Origin of the sequence: Kitasatospora sp. NPDC088134, from assembly GCF_044741705.1 — a bacterium.
Taxonomy (GTDB): Bacteria; Actinomycetota; Actinomycetes; order Streptomycetales; family Streptomycetaceae; genus Kitasatospora.
The window spans coordinates 15,587-33,295 of the sequence record NZ_JBIUTD010000024.1 but is presented as its reverse complement, the minus strand read 5'-3'; the positions used below and the strand labels follow the sequence as shown (position 1 = coordinate 33,295).

General features: G+C 74.6%; 24 protein-coding genes and 1 pseudogene. 9 read left to right on the top strand and 16 right to left on the bottom strand.

From position 1 onward, the window contains the following. Window positions 1–27 precede the first annotated feature (27 nt). From ACIOHG_RS29020 to ACIOHG_RS29010, 3 genes are read left to right on the top strand one after another with little or no spacing between them, the layout of a single operon-like run. Window positions 28–897 carry a GAF domain-containing protein gene (locus ACIOHG_RS29020; protein ID WP_400954810.1) on the top strand — a complete coding sequence of 290 codons (870 nt, stop codon included), beginning with the start codon at window positions 28–30 and terminating at the stop codon, window positions 895–897. Continuing rightward, complete coding sequence (locus ACIOHG_RS29015) at window positions 894–1,478, top strand: hypothetical protein (protein ID WP_400954809.1); 585 nt, start codon at window positions 894–896, stop codon at window positions 1,476–1,478. Before ACIOHG_RS29020 ends, ACIOHG_RS29015 begins: the two co-directional genes overlap by 4 nt. Next, entirely contained in the window at window positions 1,478–2,158 is a 681-nt protein-coding gene (locus ACIOHG_RS29010; protein WP_400954807.1) for a PP2C family protein-serine/threonine phosphatase, read from the top strand. The genes ACIOHG_RS29015 and ACIOHG_RS29010 overlap by 1 nt, the downstream gene beginning before the upstream one ends. A 161-nt stretch (window positions 2,159–2,319) precedes the next feature. On the opposite strand, the gene ACIOHG_RS29005 is transcribed toward ACIOHG_RS29010, so the two are convergent. Beyond that, the gene (locus tag ACIOHG_RS29005) at window positions 2,320–2,802 is read right to left on the bottom strand and encodes a hemerythrin domain-containing protein (protein ID WP_400954804.1); all 483 of its coding nucleotides are present in this window, start codon (window positions 2,800–2,802) and stop codon (window positions 2,320–2,322) included. A 130-nt stretch (window positions 2,803–2,932) separates the two neighbouring features. Between ACIOHG_RS29005 and ACIOHG_RS29000 the strand changes: the two are divergent. Next, window positions 2,933–3,103: pseudogene (locus tag ACIOHG_RS29000) on the top strand (ISL3 family transposase); the annotation flags it as partial. Window positions 3,104–3,312: 209 nt separating this feature from the next. Here ACIOHG_RS29000 and ACIOHG_RS28995 read toward each other — a convergent pair. After that, entirely contained in the window at window positions 3,313–3,837 is a 525-nt protein-coding gene (locus ACIOHG_RS28995; RefSeq protein WP_400954802.1) for an SMI1/KNR4 family protein, read from the bottom strand. A gap of 428 nt (window positions 3,838–4,265) precedes the next feature. Here ACIOHG_RS28995 and ACIOHG_RS28990 point away from each other — a divergent pair, with 428 nt between their 5' ends. Then, the gene (locus ACIOHG_RS28990) at window positions 4,266–4,595 is read left to right on the top strand and encodes a hypothetical protein (RefSeq protein ID WP_400954801.1); all 330 of its coding nucleotides are present in this window, start codon (window positions 4,266–4,268) and stop codon (window positions 4,593–4,595) included. A gap of 46 nt (window positions 4,596–4,641) precedes the next feature. Here ACIOHG_RS28990 and ACIOHG_RS28985 read toward each other — a convergent pair whose 3' ends face one another. From ACIOHG_RS28985 to ACIOHG_RS28975, 3 genes are all read right to left on the bottom strand, one after another. Then, complete coding sequence (locus ACIOHG_RS28985) at window positions 4,642–5,874, bottom strand: hypothetical protein (RefSeq protein ID WP_400954798.1); 1,233 nt, start codon at window positions 5,872–5,874, stop codon at window positions 4,642–4,644. A gap of 79 nt (window positions 5,875–5,953) precedes the next feature. Further along, window positions 5,954–6,652 (bottom strand): GNAT family N-acetyltransferase, encoded by a 699-nt coding sequence (locus ACIOHG_RS28980; protein ID WP_400954797.1) that lies wholly within the window; start codon window positions 6,650–6,652, stop codon window positions 5,954–5,956. Window positions 6,653–6,938: 286 nt separating this feature from the next. Further along, on the bottom strand, window positions 6,939–7,310 hold the full coding sequence (locus ACIOHG_RS28975) for a ClpX C4-type zinc finger protein (protein ID WP_400954794.1): 372 nt from the start codon (window positions 7,308–7,310) through the stop codon (window positions 6,939–6,941). Between the two features lie 211 nt (window positions 7,311–7,521). On the opposite strand from ACIOHG_RS28975, the gene ACIOHG_RS28970 reads away from it, so the two are divergent. Both ACIOHG_RS28970 and ACIOHG_RS28965 read left to right on the top strand, forming a co-directional pair. Beyond that, complete coding sequence (locus ACIOHG_RS28970; protein WP_400954793.1) at window positions 7,522–7,722, top strand: hypothetical protein; 201 nt, start codon at window positions 7,522–7,524, stop codon at window positions 7,720–7,722. A 38-nt stretch (window positions 7,723–7,760) separates the two neighbouring features. Further along, window positions 7,761–7,946, top strand: coding sequence for a hypothetical protein (locus tag ACIOHG_RS28965; protein WP_400954791.1), 186 nt, complete (start codon window positions 7,761–7,763; stop codon window positions 7,944–7,946). 178 nt (window positions 7,947–8,124) lie between these two features. Here ACIOHG_RS28965 and ACIOHG_RS28960 read toward each other — a convergent pair whose 3' ends face one another. Genes ACIOHG_RS28960 through ddaH form a run of 7 tightly spaced genes read right to left on the bottom strand, consistent with a single transcriptional unit; the run spans window position 8,125 to window position 13,293 of the window. Continuing rightward, window positions 8,125–8,352 (bottom strand): DUF6213 family protein, encoded by a 228-nt coding sequence (locus ACIOHG_RS28960; RefSeq protein WP_400954788.1) that lies wholly within the window; start codon window positions 8,350–8,352, stop codon window positions 8,125–8,127. A gap of 21 nt (window positions 8,353–8,373) precedes the next feature. Next, the gene (locus ACIOHG_RS28955; RefSeq protein ID WP_400954785.1) at window positions 8,374–8,739 is read right to left on the bottom strand and encodes a CDGSH iron-sulfur domain-containing protein; all 366 of its coding nucleotides are present in this window, start codon (window positions 8,737–8,739) and stop codon (window positions 8,374–8,376) included. Beyond that, window positions 8,726–9,313 (bottom strand): HemK2/MTQ2 family protein methyltransferase, encoded by a 588-nt coding sequence (locus ACIOHG_RS28950; RefSeq protein ID WP_400954952.1) that lies wholly within the window; start codon window positions 9,311–9,313, stop codon window positions 8,726–8,728. Before ACIOHG_RS28950 ends, ACIOHG_RS28955 begins: the two co-directional genes overlap by 14 nt. Continuing rightward, window positions 9,211–10,698, bottom strand: coding sequence for a YbdK family carboxylate-amine ligase (locus tag ACIOHG_RS28945; RefSeq protein ID WP_400954783.1), 1,488 nt, complete (start codon window positions 10,696–10,698; stop codon window positions 9,211–9,213). Before ACIOHG_RS28945 ends, ACIOHG_RS28950 begins: the two co-directional genes overlap by 103 nt. Continuing rightward, on the bottom strand, window positions 10,695–11,204 hold the full coding sequence (locus ACIOHG_RS28940; RefSeq protein ID WP_400954782.1) for a flavin reductase family protein: 510 nt from the start codon (window positions 11,202–11,204) through the stop codon (window positions 10,695–10,697). The genes ACIOHG_RS28945 and ACIOHG_RS28940 overlap by 4 nt, the downstream gene beginning before the upstream one ends. After that, window positions 11,201–12,364 carry an iron-containing redox enzyme family protein gene (locus ACIOHG_RS28935; RefSeq protein ID WP_400954781.1) on the bottom strand — a complete coding sequence of 388 codons (1,164 nt, stop codon included), beginning with the start codon at window positions 12,362–12,364 and terminating at the stop codon, window positions 11,201–11,203. The genes ACIOHG_RS28940 and ACIOHG_RS28935 overlap by 4 nt, the downstream gene beginning before the upstream one ends. Beyond that, entirely contained in the window at window positions 12,364–13,293 is a 930-nt protein-coding gene (gene ddaH, locus ACIOHG_RS28930; RefSeq protein ID WP_400954779.1) for a dimethylargininase, read from the bottom strand. The genes ACIOHG_RS28935 and ddaH overlap by 1 nt, the downstream gene beginning before the upstream one ends. Window positions 13,294–13,738: 445 nt before the next feature. Here ddaH and ACIOHG_RS28925 point away from each other — a divergent pair, with 445 nt between their 5' ends. Further along, window positions 13,739–14,824, top strand: a complete 1,086-nt coding sequence (locus ACIOHG_RS28925; RefSeq protein ID WP_400954777.1) for an AI-2E family transporter — start codon at window positions 13,739–13,741, stop codon at window positions 14,822–14,824. Window positions 14,825–14,895: 71 nt separating this feature from the next. On the opposite strand, the gene ACIOHG_RS28920 is transcribed toward ACIOHG_RS28925, so the two are convergent. The 3 genes from ACIOHG_RS28920 to ACIOHG_RS28910 are packed head-to-tail and all read right to left on the bottom strand — an operon-like array spanning window position 14,896 to window position 16,093. Beyond that, complete coding sequence (locus tag ACIOHG_RS28920; protein ID WP_400954776.1) at window positions 14,896–15,201, bottom strand: hypothetical protein; 306 nt, start codon at window positions 15,199–15,201, stop codon at window positions 14,896–14,898. Further along, the gene (locus tag ACIOHG_RS28915; RefSeq protein WP_400954775.1) at window positions 15,198–15,404 is read right to left on the bottom strand and encodes a hypothetical protein; all 207 of its coding nucleotides are present in this window, start codon (window positions 15,402–15,404) and stop codon (window positions 15,198–15,200) included. The genes ACIOHG_RS28920 and ACIOHG_RS28915 overlap by 4 nt, the downstream gene beginning before the upstream one ends. 5 nt (window positions 15,405–15,409) lie before the next feature. After that, entirely contained in the window at window positions 15,410–16,093 is a 684-nt protein-coding gene (locus tag ACIOHG_RS28910) for an HAD family hydrolase (RefSeq protein ID WP_400954773.1), read from the bottom strand. Between the two features lie 182 nt (window positions 16,094–16,275). Between ACIOHG_RS28910 and ACIOHG_RS28905 the strand changes: the two genes are divergently transcribed. Further along, a complete protein-coding gene (locus ACIOHG_RS28905; RefSeq protein WP_400954771.1) occupies window positions 16,276–16,782 on the top strand; it encodes a DUF6328 family protein in 507 nt (168 codons plus the stop codon). A 182-nt stretch (window positions 16,783–16,964) separates the two neighbouring features. Here ACIOHG_RS28905 and ACIOHG_RS28900 read toward each other — a convergent pair whose 3' ends face one another. After that, window positions 16,965–17,483, bottom strand: a complete 519-nt coding sequence (locus ACIOHG_RS28900) for a hypothetical protein (RefSeq protein ID WP_400954769.1) — start codon at window positions 17,481–17,483, stop codon at window positions 16,965–16,967. Window positions 17,484–17,709: the final 226 nt, after the last annotated feature.

Genomic DNA, 17,709 nt, shown 5'->3' with positions numbered 1-17,709 from the left:
CCGGGAGAGGAGCCGGAGGACGAGGCCGTGCTCGCCACCAGGTTCCACCTGGCCGCCGCCACGCTCGCCACCGCCGCCGGGCCCGACGAATTGGCCGAGCGCCTGTATCGGGCGGCCCTCGCCCCGCTCGGCGCGCAGGCGCTGGTACTGGCGGTGCGCGAACCCGACGGGGCGTTGCGGCTGGTCGGTGCGCACGGGGTGACGGCCCGTCAGTTCAGCCAGTGGCAGCGCATCCCGCCGCAGACCGGGCTGCCGCTGGCCGAGGCGGTCCGCACCGGGCGGCCGGTCTGGGCCGAGGACCGTGCGGAGTTCGCCGCCCGCTACCCGGACCTCGGCGGTGACGACCTGGTACCGGGCGCGGCCGTGTGCGCCCTGCCGATGCGGGCCGACTCGCGGCTGCTCGGCGCGCTGAAGATCGGCTGGTTCCGGCGCCACCGCCCCGGCCCGGCCGTCGGGGCGCACCTGGCCGCGCTCGCCGACCTCGCGGCCGACACGCTGCTGCGCCTGACCCCCGCCCCGCCCGCCGCCCCTGCACCGGACCCCGCACCCGCCGCCTTCTCGCTCGCGGAGGTGCTCGACCCGGCCGGTGCGCCCTGGTTCCGGGCCGCGCTGGACGGGCTGCTGGACCCGGTGCTGGTGCTCCGCGCGATCCACGGGCCCGGGGGCGAGGTCGCCGACCTACTGGTCGAGCACGCCAACGCCGTCACCGTCGACCTGGCCGGGCGGGACGCCGCCGAACTGCGCGGGCGGCGGCTGTCCGAGCTGTACCCGGGCATGGTCTCCTCCGGCGTCTTCGACCTGCTGCGCGCCGCCGCGGCCGAGGCCGTTCCGTACCGGGGCGAGGCCGCGCGGCAGCACGTGGAGACCGTCGGCGGCAGCCCCGGGCCAGCGCGATGACGGTGTGCGCGACCCCGTTCCAGGACGGCCTGCTGCTCACCTGGCGGGCCCACGACGAGCAGGACCGGCAGCTCGCCCAGGTCTCGCAGGCCGCCCGGCTGGCCCGGATCGGCACCTGGGAGTGGCGGCCCGGCGCCCGCGAAGTGTCCTGCTCCGCCGACGTCCCGGCCCTGTTCGGCGCGTCGGGAGGTAGCGGCGTTCCGGGCGCGTCGGACGGTACCGGCGTTCCGGGCGGGCCCGGCGGCACCGGCGGCGTCGGCGTTCCGGGTGGGCCCGGCGGCGTCGGGCGGATCGACCCGCTCGCCGCGCTCGCCGCTGACGAACTGCTGGCCGGCCGGAGCCCGGCCACCGTCGACTTCGCGGTCCGGGGGGCCGACGGCTACCGCAGCCTGCGCGTCCTCGGCGAGGCCACCGTCGCCGCGGACGGCCGCCTGCTCGCGGTCGGCGGCGTCGTCCAGGACGTGTCACCCCGTGGCGGCGCGCCGAACAGGCCCTCAGCGACACCCGGGACCGCCTCGCCGATCAGCGCCGCCGCACCGGCGACGAGCAGCGGATCGTCCGGTCCCTCCAGGAAGCCCTGATGAACGCGCCCGGCGGGCGTCCCGTCAAGGGGGTGGAAAGCGCTTTCCGCTACCTGCCCGTCGAACGGGACGGCAAGGTCGGCGGCGACTGGTACGAACTGCTCGACCTCCCCGACGGCAACCTCCTGCTGGCCGTCGGCGACGTCTCCGGACACGGCCTGCCGGCCGCCGCCGCGATGTCCCAACTCCGCTACGCCCTCCGGGGGATCGCCTATGACGGTGCCCCGCCCGACCGGATGCTCGACCGACTGAACCGGATTCTCTGCCACCAGCGCGCCGACCACCTCGCCAGCGTCGCCGTCGCCCGCCTGGACCCCCGCACCGGCCGCCTCGTCTGGGCCCGGGCCGGCCACCTGCCGCCCGTCCTGCTGCACGCCGGAACCGTCCGCCCCCTCGCCCCGCCCCCCCGGCATCGTGCTCGGCGTCGCCCCCCCGCCCGCTACGTCACCGCCGAACAGCAACTCGTCCCCGGTGACCGGCTGCTGTTCTACACCGACGGCCTGGTCGAACGCCGCGGCACCGACCTCGGCGCGGGCGTCGACCGCCTGCTGCGCGCCTGCGTCGACTACCGGGCCCCCGGCCTGGAGGGCCTGCTCGACCACCTGCTGCGCCGCCTGGACGCCCCCAACCCGCTCGACGACACCTGCCTGCTGGCGATCGGCCTGACGGGGGACGGCTGACGGGGACGGGGCGACTGAAGGGGCCGCGGGGGTCTGAAGGCCGGGTGATGGGACAGCGGGCGCGGGGTCGTTCAGTCCTCCCGGGTGTCGCCGAACCGGAAACGGCGGCCCATCCGTTCGCGCCACGGCAGTTCGGGCGGGACGGGGTCGTCCGGCGGCGGTCAGGTCCTCGGCCCGGGGTGAGGCTCTCCCGAGGTGGCCCGCTCGGTGGCCCGGACCTGGGCGCCCAGCGCGCTCATCCGCATCGTGTCGGTGTGCTCCCGGACGGTCGGGAACAGGAGGGTCTCTTCCTGGCCGAAGTGCCCGGTCGCCTCCTCGACCAGCCGGGCCAGCAGGCGGTCGAATTCTGCCGAACCGGACCGTGCCGCCCGCAACTCCCGGACCAGTGCGCGCAACGCCGCGTGCGACTGCAGCCCGTGGTCGACCACGCCGTCCCCCCGCGGGCGGCCGTGCCGGGCGATCGGGTAGAGGTGCTCCTCCTCGGCTGTCAGGTGCCGGACCAGGGTGTCCGTCGTGACGAGGGCCAGCCGGTCGCGGTGCGGATCGCCCAGCGGCAGGCCCGCGAGTTCGCTGAACCGCACCCGCAGCACCTCGTGGTCCGTCGTCAGCTGTTCGAGCAGGTCGAGTTCCGGATCGGCCGCCATGGTCGCGCGCCTCCAACTCCTGGCCCCGTTCCTCGGTCCCGGGACCCTGCGGCGCGTCTGCCCGACGGCCGGGTGCGGAAACCGTGCTCCCGGCGCATGCGGAAACCGCTTTCCCACCGGAGCCGGAACCGTCGCCAACGGCCTGGAACGAGATCTTGCCGCCGTCACCGTCGGCCTGACCCTGCCCTGGAGCTCGGGCGTCGTCGAGGGCCACGTCAACCAGATCAAGATGCTGAAGCGACAGATGTACGGACGAGCGGGGTTCGCACTGCTGCGGAAACGAGTCCTACTCGCCGGCTGAGTTCGTGGTTTCTGCGCGCAGGTCGCGAATCGGAACCGTCACTGGTGAGGGAGGTCGTCACACTCGTGACCATGCAGCTCATCGGCGAGCAACGACCAGGCGATGGCCTCGTCGGGGCCGAAGTACGACGGGTCGAGGTGGAACGTCATCCGAGTACCGGAGAGTCCGGACGTGTCGAACTCCTCCCACCTGCTGACGCCGTGCTCGCTTCAGGACAGGGGCTCGTAGAAAGCGCCGTCGGGCGCGAAGTTTCGGGAGCCCGCCATCACGTCCTCGCCCCGGAGGTAGGCCAAGAGCCATTCGCCGAACGTCATCTCATAGAGAACCCAGGAGAAGCTGTTGAACTCCTGGATGAGGACGCGCCAGGGTGAGGAGGGCTCAGCCGGAACGCGGAGGAAGACGGTCTCCCTGGTCCGGCCTGTCGCGATCGGCATCAACTCGCCGGGCCTCGCCCCCGCAGGGCTGGGCAGGAACTCTGTCGAGTCCTCCTCCTGCCAGAACTCGAGGTTGTCGCGGACGGATTTTTGAAGGTTGTGCAGAAGATGGCCGGCCGGATGCTCCAGGTACAGTTGATTGTTGATCAGGACTGACCCGTAGGCGTCCACGACCTCCCGGAAGTCCGCCGGGAACTCGAACCCGAACTCCCGCTCCATCTCCGTCCACGGCGCCGGATCCGACCAGTTGAACCCGGGCTCGCCCAACAGCGACCGAACCTCCGAGAACGATGCCACCACTGCGCCCTTCCACCAGGTTGCGGACGTCCTGGCCGGAGCACCCGCACCGGCAGCATACGAGCTGCCGACCCGTTGCCCGGCGCCCACCCGGATCGAGACCGGCCCCGACTTTTGCAGCCTCGCCATCCCTCGACCGACCGATCAGCAGCCGCTTTCGGAGGCCGTCAACACTCGCTGTCACCGCACCACAGAAGTTGGACCAGAACCCGGCTGCGTTCGGAAACCGCTTTCCCGTGGGGCTCGGAACCGGCCGGTGCACCCCGGCGACGGGCGGATGTGGCAGGATCCCGGAGCGGCTCGGCCGGGCCGCTCAGGGTGGGGTCGGGCCAGATCAGGGGTCGGGCCAGATCAGGTCGGCGGATCGGGAGGCGGAGTTGTACGTGCGGTTCCAGGCGACGGAGCCCAATCGACGCGGGACCTTCCCGGGCGTGTTCGCGCTGGTCAACGGGCTGGCGGCGAGCGGGGCGCTGACCGCCGAGCAGGAGGCGTTCCGGCGCTCCAGCTACGACTGGTACGACGCGAACCTGGTCAATCCCTCCCACGTCGACCCCGCGGTCTACGACCGCGAGCTCAACCCCGGTGCGGAGGCCTGGTTCAAGACATCCGCCCACCGCCACCTGGAGCAGGTCGACGGACACCTGCAGATCCTGGCCGCGCACGGGGTGGGATGCGAGGCCCTGCGCTCCGTCGATCCGGGGAAGATCCTCTACGAGGACGAGCACCAGGCCGTCGTCGTTCCGCACGGCCGCCCCGACTGACCGACCGGATCTGCCGGGTGTGCCCGGGTCTGCCCGGGCGGGCCCGTCACGGGTTCCGGTGGCGCTGCTGGGCGAGCCAGGTGTGGTCGGTGATCGCGGCGCTGACCGAGGCGCGGTACTTCCCGGCGTCCGGGCCGGAGTACAGGTTCCGCCGGTAGTAAGGGGATTCCTGCCGGTAGGGGGCGCTGTGCTGGATGCGGGCGGCGAGCTCGGAGAGGTAGGCGTGGCCGCCGGTGCGGTGGGCCTCGACCTCGGACGGCTCCAGGCGGATCAGGACGGAGTCGTCGATCACCGCGCTGTAGCTGTACCGGGCGTCCAGGAGGAGGACGCCCCGCTCCTCGACGAGGAACCACGCCCCGGGCTCGTGGTCCACGTAGCGCATCGGGTCGCGGTCCCGGGCGATCCGGTCCGCGTCGCCCCACCGCTCGACGGGTGGGACCGGTTCGAGCGGGCGCCGGCGCGCGTCGTTCGGGACGTGGTACCCGAAGGTCGGGGCGGAGTCGCGGAACAGGGTGAAGCAGACGACCCGTCGGCAGGCCCGGCAGGTGAGTTGGCTCTCCACCCGCGCCATCAGCCCCGAGGCGTGCAGCGCCAACAGGTCGGCGAGCGCCACCCGGTGGGCGTCCTCGGTGAGCAGGCCGGCCGCGAGTGCTCGGGAGAGCGCGTCGACGGTGCCGGCCGGGTCGACGCGGCCGGTGTCGTCGGTGCGACCTGTGCGGTCGGTGTCGTCGGAGCGGTCCCCGCCTTCGCGGACCAGGAGGTCGCCGCAGGCGGGGCAGTCGTCGTCCTCGGGGCGGCAGGCCAGTCCGGGCTGCTCCGCGGTGAAGGTGAGGCCGAGAAGGCGGCCCGGGTCGTTCCAGCCGCGGTCGTCCGCGAAGCGGGGCCGCACGTAGGCGGCGGGGGCGAGCGCGAAGTACGGCGTGCCGATCCCCGCGAAGCCGGGCCGGGCCCCGAGGGCGGCCGCGAGCACGTCCAGGGTGGCGGCGTTGTCCGCGCCCGCGATCCACTCCGCCAGGTCGAGGCCGTGCGGGGCGGTCGGCGTCGGCACCAAGTGCAGGAGCACGGCGGCGACCGAGCCGTCGTGCAGCACGATCTCCCCGCCGGAGGCGAACACCAACCGCCGTGACCGGTGGGCGGGTTCGCCGACGGACCTCTCCCGGTCCACCGCCGGGGCACCCCCGAACGCCGCCACCAGCCGACGGGCCGCCGGCCCGGTGCCGGAGACGCGGAGCGCGTCGAGGACGAGGGACAGCCGGGCGCCCGGTGTTTGTCGTGTCACCGGACCATTGTCGTTCGGACGGGGCCGGGAACGGGTGGGTGGACGGCGACAGGTGCGGCTGCGGGTACGGCTGCGGCGTTCAGGCGGGGACGGGTGCGGGGACGGGCGTGCCCGGGCAGCGGGTGGCCGGTTCGGCGGCGGTGTGTTGGAGCCAGCGCACCTCGGTCTCGCGGCCGTTCGCCAGGGTGAACAGCGCCGGGCCGTCGGACGGGGCCAGGCCGGCGCCCTCCAGGGCGCGTCCGCTCGGTGCGTTCATCCGCTCGTGCCCCGCGCGCAGCACGGGCAGGCCGAGGTGGGTGTGGCCGAAGTGCACGGCGGCGCGGAACAGTTCGCTGCCCAGCCGCTCGCCGCGCGCGTGCGGCGCCAGCCAGCCGCCGAGCTCGCCGCGCTCGGGGTGCACGTGCGCGCACCCGGCGTAGCGCCCGTCGTCGGCGCGTACCGCGACCAGCCAGCCGCCCTCCAGATCGCCCGGCAGCAGCGGCTCTGCCAGCAGCCGCTGGAACAGCGGCGAGGAGCGCAGCGAACCCGGGTCGCCCGGCCGGACCTGCACCAGCGCCTCGCGGACCCGTGCGTCGGCCACCACGCTCTCGGTCCAGCCGAGCCAGTGCTGTGCCACCGGGTCGGACGCGGCGGCGAGCGCCGCCGCGAGGTCCAGTTTGTTCTCCGGGCTGAACAGCAACAGCCGTTCGGTGCGCAGCGCGTGCCGCCCCGATCCGCACGGGCCGAGCGGCGGTTGGCCGGGCGTGGCGCGCCTGCGGCGCAGTCGTGGCCAGACCATGCGTGTGTCGTCCCCCGCCCCTCGGAGCACTGTGCGGCCAGGTCGGCCGGGTTTCGTGCAGGCGGGAGTCTACGGGGCCCGCCGGTTACCGCGGAGTCCGGTCCGGGCGGGCCGCCGACTGTTCGTCGGATCGTCGACCTGTCGTCAAGTCGCTTTACCGGCAGACATGTTCAGCAGCTATGTCCGGTGGTCCGTTCGGGGTCCGCCCGGTGGTTCGTCCAGTGGTCTGTCCGGCGATTTGCTCGGCCGTCTGGTCGGCAGCCCGTTCGGGTGGGGCGGCGGTGGTTCACTCCTCGCCGGAGAAGCGCTCCCAGGCGGACTGCCGGGTGATGCCGAGGGCCTCGCCGATCCGGGCCCAGGTGACGCCGCGCCGCCGCAACTCCAGGACCCAGGTGCGCAGGTCGGCGGCCACCTGGTCGGCGACGGCGGCGACCTTCGGCAACCGGGACAGCATGTCGGCGTCCGTCAGCTCGCCCCACACCGGCATCCGCAGCTCGACGGGCCCCGGCCGGTACTCCGCCACGATGGACCCGGCGAGGTCGACGCACTCGTCGCAGATGTTCACGCCAGGCCCGGAGATCAGCTTGGCGATCTGCTGCTCGTCCTTGCCGCAGAACGAGCACGCCCGGCTGCCGCGGTCCATCGTCTCGGTGGGCATGTCGGCCCCTTTCCCGGTTTCCCGGTGTCTTCTCCGCGCCCGGTCGGGTCCGGTCCGGTCCGGTCCGGTCCGACTTGTCAGGGCGCACCTGACGCTCAGGGTACGGACGTCAGGGCATACCTGACAAGCGCCCGCTGCCCCGATCGGTGTTCCCGGCCACGGGTACGCGCGGCGCCGCCCACGGTCGAGGCCGTCGAGGGAGCGTGGGGGCATGAGCGGGTGCCGAGCAGCCAAGGCGTTGTGCCGGCCCAGGGGCCGGTGGTGGCGGGGCTTGGCGGTGCTCGCGCTCGGCGCGGTCGCCGTCGGCAGGCTGTACGCAGTCGAGGCGGTGCGCTGCGGGCGGGTGGTGCGGCGGGCGTCGGCCGAGGACAGGCCGCTCGCCGAGGTGATTCCGCTCCGGGGCGCCGGGTAGGCGTCCGGGTGACAGCAGGCCGAGCCCCGGGAGGAACCATGCGGCCGCGCCGGACCTCGTCGACGATCCCCGCCAAGGTGCCCGCGCACCGGCCGGGCCGTCGTAACCCGCTCGCCCTGCGAGGGCGCGCCCGCTACCCGGCCCCGCTGTGCCGCCGGGCCCGGTCCCGCTACGGGAACGGGTACGAGTACGGCTGCGTCGGCCGACCGGGCGCCGGCCCCTGACGGAGCCCTGACGATCCGAGAAATCCCCGCAGCGGCTGATCCCGTTGCGGGGATTCGTCACGCGCCACACGCGCCACGGCTCGGTGGGCCGGTGGGCCGGTGGGCCGGTGGGCCGGTGGGTCGGTGGAGCGGGCCGGCGGGTCGGTGGAGCGGGGAGGGGCGGGCCGCGGGCCTTGGCTCAGTCCTCGCTGGCGATGGCGATGCAGGCGAGGTCGATCTGGTCGGCGAGTTGGCGCACCAAGTCGGCGAGGGCGCCGGTGGTCACGGGGTCGAGCCCGTTGTCGTCGCGGCCCGCCCAGTCCTCCCAGTCGTCGGGCAGGGACGGAAGCAGCTGGACCACCTGCAGGGCGGGAATGGCGAGGTTGCCAGAGTCTCCGCAGATCACCGGAACGCTCAGTTGTCCCACGGTGTCCACCTCCTTCTGCGTTCATCCTTCGGCGTTCGTCCGCCGGGCGTTCTGCGCTCGTCCGAGCGTCTGCCCGGAGCGGTCGGGCGGAAACGGCGGTGCGCCGCCGGCGGTGGCATCGGCGCCGGGACGGTCAGGGCGGTCAGGACGGTCGGCGCGGTCGGTTCCGGAGCCGTCGGGGTTGCCGGTGGCGGGACGGGTGTGGCGGCGGTGGCTGGTGTCGCAGAGCGGGTAGTGGCGGCTGCGGCGGCAGGTGCAAACGGCGACCACCGGCCGTTCGCAGTGCAGCTCCGTCCCGTCCGGGAGCACCAGGTCGACGGGGCCGTCGATCAGCAGCGGGCCGCGTTCGGGGAGCAGCACCCGGGGCGGTCGGTCAGTGCCGGACACCGCGCACCACCGTCAACTCCTCGGTGCGGACGCCCGGTTCGATCAGGCCGGCGTCCTCGAACCAGGCGGCCCGGGCGGACATCACCGGGCCGAAGCCCTGCAACTGCCGTGCCACCACGGTGGTGTGCAGTCCGGCGGCCTGCAACTTCCTTACCGTGGCGGCCGGTCCGGAGAGCGAGGACTGCACCAGCAGCAGTACCCCGCCCGGGGCGAGCAGGGGCGGCACCCGGCGGCACAGCCGGTCGAGCAGCAGGCGTCCGTCCGGTCCGGCGTCCCAGGCCCGGGCCCGGCCGCGCGGGGGTGGCTCCTCGTGGCGGGTCGGCACGTACGGTGGGTTGCTGAGCACCAGGTCGAACCGGCCGTCCGGGACGGGCGCGGCCAGGTCGCCGCACCGCAGCCGTACCGGGAGGCGGTGCAGGCGGGCGTTCAGCCAGGCGGTGGCCAGCGACAGCCGGGACACGTCGACCGCCGTCACCCGGCACCCGCGCCGGGCGGCGGCCAGGGCGAGCGCGCCGCATCCCGTCCCCAGGTCCAGGCAGCGGGCGCCGGGGCGCAGGGGTTCGCGGCCCAGCACGTCCAGCAGCAGCGCGGTGTCCCCCTGCACGGGGTACACGCCGGGAGGTCGGAGCAGCAGCATGGCCACGCGTATGCCCGTGGCGCCCGAACCGACACGTGGACCCACACATGGACTGGTAGGTGGGCCGATACGTGGATCGGCCCGTGTCCGGAGCGGCGGGTGGCGGGGGCGGCTGCGGCGGTGCGGTGGGTCAGGTCGTCGACCACGGCGGAGAGGTGGCCGTGGCGGGCGAGCGCCGCGCGTTGGCGGTCGGCGCCGCTGCCGTGGGCGAGGAGGTGGCCGGTGAGGTGACGGGCCAGGGTGAGGTCGTGCGTGCGGGCCAGTGCGGGGGCGGCGAACTCGACGGCCTCCGGGAGGAGTTGGCGGACCGGCCGGAGTTCACCGGTGTGCGGGTCGGGGAGTTCGGCGGCCAACCCGGCTTCGGCGGCGGCGCGGTGGGCGAGCCGCAGGGCGAGGTCGGCGATCGGCCGGACCCGGGTGCGCGGGTCGAGCAGGGTGTGGGCGAGTCCGCGCAGCAGTACGGCCAGCAGCAGGGCGGTGTCGAGGTCGGCGGAGGTGTCGGCGACCCGGACTTCCAAGGTGGGCAGGTGTTCGGACGGCCGGGCGTACCAGTAGAGCATCCGCCGGTCGAGGATCACCCCGTCCTCGACCATCCGGTCCATGGCGGTGCGGTAGCCGTGCGGGTCGAGCACCGGCGCGGGTCCGCAGGTCGGCCAACGGGCGTACCGCTCGGGCCGGATGGCGGCGGTGCCCCGGTCGATGCCTTCGCAGAAAGGTGAGTTGGCGCAGAACGACTGCACGATCGGCAGCCAGGCGCGCAACCTGGCACTGAGGCAAAGGGATTGAGTGAGCGTCAGGTCGCCCAGGTGGACGTGGCAGCCGCAGATCTCGGCGCCGACCTGGTCGGCGATCCCGTTCACCATGGACGCGATCTGCTGGTAGCGGCGCCCGGCTGACACCGGGAGCGGGTGCCGGCTGGGCAGTACGGCGGTCCCGGAGGCGGTCAGACGGGCCTGCGCCCGCTCCGCGGCCGCAACCAACACCGCACGTCCGAGCGCGAGTTCGTCCCGGAGCTCGGCGGCGGTGGCCACCGGACGGGTGCAGACCTCGACCTGGGTGGCGAGGAACTCGTGCTGGGCGCGCGTCCCGAGCGTCCGCGCGGCGTCGGCGACCACCGCCGCCGCGGCCGGCACGGTGGTCCGGCTGCGCCGCGCGGTGAGCAGGAACTCCTCCTCGACGCCGAAGCGCAGCAGGCGCGGTGGGGGCGGCCACCGGGCCGCCGGTTCGTGCGCCAGCTCGTGCGCCTGCTCGTGCGCTTGTTCGCGCGCCCGTTCAGGTGGCGGGTCGGGCGGCCGGCCGGTGGGTCGCGGACGGGGGGTCATGCGGGGTGCCCGGGGTCGACGCGGGCCACCGCCCGCTGGTCGAGGACGGAGAGCGGCAGCAGCGCGGCGCCCCCGCCGGTGACCGGTTCGAGCAGGAACGCGGTGTGGTCGCCGCCCTCGGCGCGGCCGACGACCCGCCCGACGAACCAGGCCGCCGCCCCCGTCAACACCGGTACGCCGTAAGGGCCGAGATGCCACGAGGCGCGGGAGAACTTGTCGATGTCGTCGCCGGAACTGCCGCCGAACAGGGTCGCCAGGGCCCGCCCCGCGTCGTCCGGCGGCAGCAGGTGGACACCCAGGGCGAACGCCCGGCACGCCACCCGGTGGGTGCGGTTCTCCGGGGACAGCCAGACCGCGAAGCGCAGCGGACGGATCGAGCACTGCGAGCCGAACCCGACCAGGCAGCCCGCCCGCGTCCCGTCGGCCTCGGCCGTGACCACGTACACCGGCTGGTCGAGCAGCCCGAGGAAGGCGTCGGCGGGACGGTCGGCAGCATCGGTGCTCATCGGGGACGCTCCTCGGGAAGCGGGGTGCGGAGCGAGGACGTACCGGCCCGCCAGGCGGCGGTCAGGTGCGCGGCGAGCCGGTCCTCGGTACGGGCGTGGGCCAGGGCGCCGAAGGCGATCCCGGCCTCGGAACAGTCCGGTCCGACCGGACGGCGGGCCTGCCTCCGGTCGTCCTCGGGGTGGGACGGTGCGGCGGCACGGGACGGCGGAGCGGGAGCGAGCAGCGGGGCGAGGACGGTGCGGCGGACCAACTGTTCGTGGACGGCGTCGGCGAGGACGTGCTCGCGGTGGAAGAGCGTCCCGCGCGGTGACGCGCCGAGCCGTTCGAACGCGGCCGCGAGGCGGGCGGAGCCGGGCGAGGAGGTGAGCTCGACGGCCGCGAACTGGCCCACCAGTGCGGCCCGCAGGGAACGGTGCAACCCGAACAGCGACATCGTGTTGACCACGGCGAGGGCCGGGGCCGGGACGACGTCCAGGTAGGCACCGTAGGCCGGGTCGAGGCCGAAGTCGGCCATCGCGTCGGCGAACAGTTCGGCGTGCGCCCGCTCCGGCCGTCCCGCCCCGTACTCGTCGTACTGGACGGCGACCAGCGCGGCTTTCGCCGGGTTCGGCAGCCTCGGCACCGCCCACATCTGCGGATCGGCCTCCTTCAAGTGGTACAGCGACCGGTGCACCAGGTACTCGCGGGCCTGCGGCCGGGTACCGGCGGCCAGCAGGTGGTGCGACGGGCCGTCACCGTCCACGGGCTCCGCCAGCAGCCCGGCCACCACCTCGGCCAGTGGCGGCGGCCGCCCGACCGCCCGGCGCAGCGCCAGCAGGAAAGCGGTTTCCAACTGCTTGCGCAGCGCGAGCAGCGACGGTGCCCACTCCCACTCCTCGTCCACTCCGGCGAACCCCCGGTAGTGCAGCTCGTAGCAGACGTACAGGGCGAGTTGGACGTCCTCGCCCCAGGGGTCGGAGACCGCCGGCGGATCAGGAGCGGCGAGCGACGCGGTGCGTCCGGCGGTGAGCGCGGTGAGCGCGGCGGGCGGGAGCCCGGTCGGGGCGGGGTGGCGCAGGGCGGTGAGCAGCAGCTCCGAGAGCGGGCCGCGGGGCGCGGGCAGCGGCGGGCCCGGGGTCGGTGAGACAGGCGTAGGAGCAGGGGCAGGTCCGGCCGACATCAGGCATCACCTCGGGTCGGCGACGGGGTCGGCGGCGGGGTCGGTGGCGGAGCCGAGGGTGGGGTCGGGGGTGGGGCCGGCAGGTCCGAGGGTGAACGCAGTTCCAGGACGCAGCACTTGGGGCCGCCGCCGGCCTTCCGCAGTTCCGGTACGGCCACCGGCACCGAGGTGAACCCGGCCGCCCGCAACCGGTCGGCGAGGGCCCTGGCCCCGTCGGGGAGCACCACGTGCTGCCCGTCGCTGACGGCGTTCAGGCCGAACGCGGCGGCGTCCCGGGCGTCCGCGAGGAGCGCGTCCAGGTAGAGCCGGCGCAGCAGGCGACGGGTGGCGGGCGTGAACGCGTCCGGGAAGTACATCACCGTGGACTCGTCCAGCACGGCCAGCGCGGTGTCCAGGTGGTAGTACCGCGGATCGGTCAACTGCAGTGTCACCACCGGTAGTCCGAGCACCCGCTCGGCCTCCCGGTGCGCGGCGGGGGTGGTCCGGAAGCCGGACGCGGCGAGGAGCCGCGGCCCCGCGACCAGCAGGTCGCCCTCGCCCTCGTTCACCTCGACCGCCGTCCGCACCTCACGGAACCGCGCGGCCGTGAACCAGCGGCGGTGCGCCGCCGACTCCCCGGCCCGCTGCGGATGTCGGAACCGTGCCACCAGCACCCGGCCCGCCACCACCGTCGCCCCGTTGGCCGTGAACACCGTGTCGGGCAGCCCCGGCTCCGGGGCGAGTAGCTCCACCCCGTGCCCGAGACCGCGCAGCACGTCGGCCAGCCCCGCCCACTGCCGCAGCGCCGCCCGCCGATCCACCGGGCATCCCGGATCCATCCAGGGGTTGATCGCGTACTCCACCGCGAAGTGCTCCGGCGGACACAGCAGGTAGCGCCGCCGCCGAGCCGCACGGCGGACCGGGACGGGGGCTGCCAGGACCGGATTCATGCGCCGCGTCTGTCCGGCTGCCGCCACCCCGAAACGGCCTGCCGTGCGGCTCGGACCGGGGCGCCGGACGGGGAGAGGAAGGAGCGGTGGTGGCCTGCGGTCGGCTCGGGCGGGGCCAGTGCGTCGAGGTGGAGCGGCCGGGGACGGCGGGAGGGGCATGGCCTGCGGTCGGCGCGGGCGGGGCGGTGCGAGTGGCAAGGCGGTCAGGGGCGGGGGAGGGGCCCAGTGGTCTGCGATCGGGACGGGCGGGGGTCGGCGGGCGGGGACCGGGGCGGGCGGGACGGCCGGTGGTTCGGGTACGACGGCATGGGATGGCCGGTGGTTCGGGTACGACGGCGTGGGGCGGGCAGACGGGAGGGCCGGAGGTGGTGCGGTGATGGCTGGGCACGGTGGACGGGGGGTTGTACGGGGCGGGGGTGGGTGCTCGCGGTGCGGGGCGACGGGGTTGGACCGGCTGGCGGGGCGGGCCTGGCGGGTGCTGGTGGTGGCGGTGGCCGGGTACGCGGGGTACCTGGTGGTGAGCCGCTTGATCCTGCCGGTGGTCGCGGTGTTCGTGGCGCTGGTGATCACCGCGGTGCTCCGGCCGCCCGTGGACCGGTTGGCCCGCAGGTTGCCGCGGGCGCTGGCGGTACTGCTGACGGTGCTGGGGGCGCTGGCGCTGCTCGCGGGGGCGGTGCTGCTGGTCACCGTGGTGGTGCGCGCGCAGGCCGGGCAGCTGGGCGATCAGGTGCGGGGCGGTACGGACCGGTTGGAGCAGTGGTTGGAGGGGCCGCCGTTCCACGCCCGGGCCGGGACCTTGACGGACTTCCGGCACCGGCTGGCCGGGCTGATCGGCGCGCACCGGCAGGCGGTGCTGTCGACAGCGGTGACCGGTGCCGGATGGCTGGTCGAGGCGTTGGCGGGTGCCGCGTTGGCGGTGTTCTGCGCGGTGTTCTTCACACACTCGGGGGAGCGGATGTGGAACTGGGCGACCACCTCCCTGCTGCCCGCCCGGACCGGGCGGGTCTGGCGGCGGGCCGGGCACGCGGCCTGGCGCGCCTTCGCCGGCTACACCCGGGGCCTGTTCCTGGTGGCCGGGACGAACGCCCTGCTGGTCGGGGTGGTGCTGGCCGTGCTCGGGGTGCCGTTGGCGGTGCCGCTGGCCGGGCTGGAGTTCCTGGCCGCGCTGGTCCCGCTGGTCGGGTCGCCGATCGCGCTGGCGGTGGCGTCCCTGGTCGCGCTCGCCACCCGGGAGCCGGTGACGGCCCTGCTGGTGCTGGGACTGATCGTGCTGATCGGCCAGTTGGAGGGCCACGTGCTGCATCCGCTGGTGATGGGCTGGGCGGTCCGGCTGCACCCGGTCGCGGTGGCGCTGGCGGTGGCCGTCGGCGGCACCCTCGGCGGGGTGATCGGGGCGGCGGTCGCGGTGCCGGTGCTGTCGGTCGGCTGGGCGGTCCACCAGGAACTGGCCCGCCCCGGGACGCGGGACGGTACCGGGGCGCGGGAGGGTACCGGCGGCCGGGCACTGCCACCGCGCCGACGGCGGACCTGATCGGAGCGACCCACCTGATGAATTCCGTCCTGATGATCCGTCCACCATTTTCAGATCATCAGACCACTGGATCATCGGAAGGTCGGACGGTGAGGAGGGGTGATCGTCCGACCATCATTGAATGATGGTCGGACGATCACCCAGGCGGTCGCCGCCAGCCGCCCGACCCACCGGACCGCTCCCGCCAGCAGGACCCCCACCGTCACCAGCGCCGCCAGTACCGCCCGGCAGACCGGCCCGAGCACCGCGCGGACCTGGTGGTGCCGCATGGTCCGCAGCCGCAGGTCGAGTTCGACGTCCACCCGCAGCTCGGCCTCCAGCACCGCCAGCAACTGGCGTTCCCCGGGGGAGAGTGCCGCACCGTCCACCGTCCTCACCGCCACTCCTCGACCACCCCGGCACCCGAGGCACCGGACCCGTCGGACGTACCGGACGCACCGCTGGTATCGGCAGCAGCAGCGGTGCCGGCGGTACCGAGCAGCGCGCCCAGCAGGACGAGCAGGGTCCAGCACCGGGCCCGCAGCCGGTAGCAGCCGCACTGCACCGCGGTCGGCAGCCGCTTCGTCGACGCCGCTCGCACCGGGGTCACCTCCCGCCCGCCCGGGGCCGGGAGAGCACGCTGTCGTCCAGGCCGCGCAGCAACTCCTCGACCGAGGCGTGCACCTCCAGGGCACCCGCCCCGCGCAGCTCGTCCGCGGCGAAACCGCCGGTCTCGACCGCCACGCACGGCGTGTCCGCCCGGTGCGCGGCCCGCACGTCCCACACGCTGTCGCCCACGAACACCGCCCGGTCGGGCGCCGAGCCGGCCCGGTCCAGGGCGCTGTGCACCAGGTCGGGAGCAGGCTTCGAAGCCGACACCGCGTCCGCGTCGGTCACCGCGTACAGGGCGTCCTCGGCGTCCAACGCCTTGCGCAGCACGTCGAGTTCACGTCCCGAGGCGGAGGTGGCCAGCACCACCCGCCAGCCGAGTCCGGCGCACTCCCGCAGCAGTTCGGCCGCGCCGGGGAAGGCCCGCAGGCCGGGCCAGTGCCAGGCGTACAGCGCGAGGTGCGCATCGGACAGCGCCTCGTCCTCGGCGCGGTCACGGTCCGCCCCGAGCAGGTGGTCGAGCAGCTGCCCGCTGCCCATGCCGATGGCCCGGTGGATCAGGGCGGCGTCCACCTCGTGCCCGTACTGCCGCAGGGCCTGTTGCCAGGCGAGGGTGTGCAGGTACACGGTGTCCACCAGGGTGCCGTCCACGTCGAACAGTGCGGCCGCGGCCTCTGCCATGCCGATTCCACCTCCACGCCGATCCGCCCGGAGCTCTTCGGGCGCGCCGTCCCGTCTACCCCGGTCGCCGCGCTGCACACCCACCGCGAACCGGCCACCGGTTGCCCACTTTCGGCCGCTCAGGTCGGCGGTTTCGCCCCGGTCGGTCCGGACAGACGTCCCGGACGGAAGGAGGGCCCGCCATGCCCGAGGACGGCCGGGGCCGGCACGAGACCCCGAACGAGCGCGCCGACCGGCGCTGGATCGAACTCCTCCAGGAGGTCCGGGTCGCGCAGACCGGCGCGCAGATCCTGTTCGGCTTCCTGCTGAGCGTCGTCTTCACCCCGCGCTTCGCCACCCTCGAACCCTTCGACCGCAACCTGTACGTGGTCACCGTCGTCCTCGGCGCCCTGGCCACGGGTGCGCTGATCGCCCCCGTCGCCTACCACCGGCTGCTCGCCGGCCGCCGCCTCAAGCCCGAACTCGTCGACGCCACCGCCCGGGTGGTCACCCTCGGTGTCGTTCTGCTGGCCCTGACCGTCGGCTCCGCGCTGCTCCTGCTGTTGCACCTCGCCACCGGCACCCTGACGGCCTGGCTGATCGTCGCCGCCGTGATGGTCTGGTTCACCATGTGGTGGTTCCTGCTGCCCTGGCTGCTGCTGCGCCGCAACGGCCACCACCAGCACGACCACCGCCCCGGCCACCGATAGTCCCGCCGCACGCCCGTCGTATCCGTCCCCGCCACGGTGTCGGAAAGCGGTTTCCGCACCGCCCCGGCGGTCCGACGTTCCGCCGGTAAAGGCAGGTGAAGCCCGGGGAAGACAGGTGAAGCCCGGGGAAGCCCGGGGAAGACAGGTGAAGCCCGGGGAAGACAGGTGAAGCCCGGGGAAGCTCAGTCCCACCAGTTGAAGAGCAACTCGCCGTAATTCCGCGGCCGCCAGTACCGGATCTGGTCGCGTTCGGCCGCGGCGAGCCCGTGGAGGTCCAAGTGTTCGACGGGCGTCGCAAGTTCGATCGTGGTCAGCACTCGCAGCCCGTGTGCCGGAAAGACGTCGGCCGGTAGCGGCGGGTCCAGGAACCCGGACGGAGGGCTGCCGGGTTCGGGCCGGACCCCGGTGAAGGCGACCAGTGGGAGGTGGGCGTGGCAGAGAGCCGACCGCAGCCCGGGTGGTCCGCCTCCGTCCGGGAGCGGCAGCAGGTGGAAGGTGCAGCCGTCGGCCGGCACGACCCGGCCCGGTCGGGAGCGCCCGCCGGGCATCGCCGCGAAGCACGCGCCCCGGAACGCCGCCGGGTCCGTCGTCGGGAGCGCCTCGTCCCGGCGGTCCCGGAAACCGGTGGCTCCTCGGTCCGGTCGGATCACCACGTCGTCCTCCGATCCGACCGGGATGCTGCGAGCATTCTGCCGGATCACGATCCGATCATGGGAGGGAAAGGCGATCCGATCATCGCTTGAGCGGTGGTGACAGGGCGAAGGCAGAAGACAGAGGCGGGACCGCTGGGTCGGCGCGGCACGCGGGAACGGCGGGGGTGCCGGGGGGGGGCGGGGGGGGGGGGGGGCCCCGGCCCCCCCCCCCCGGGGGGGCCGCCCCCCCCCCCCGCCGCCCCCCGGGGGGCGGGGGCACCCGGGATCGGGGGGC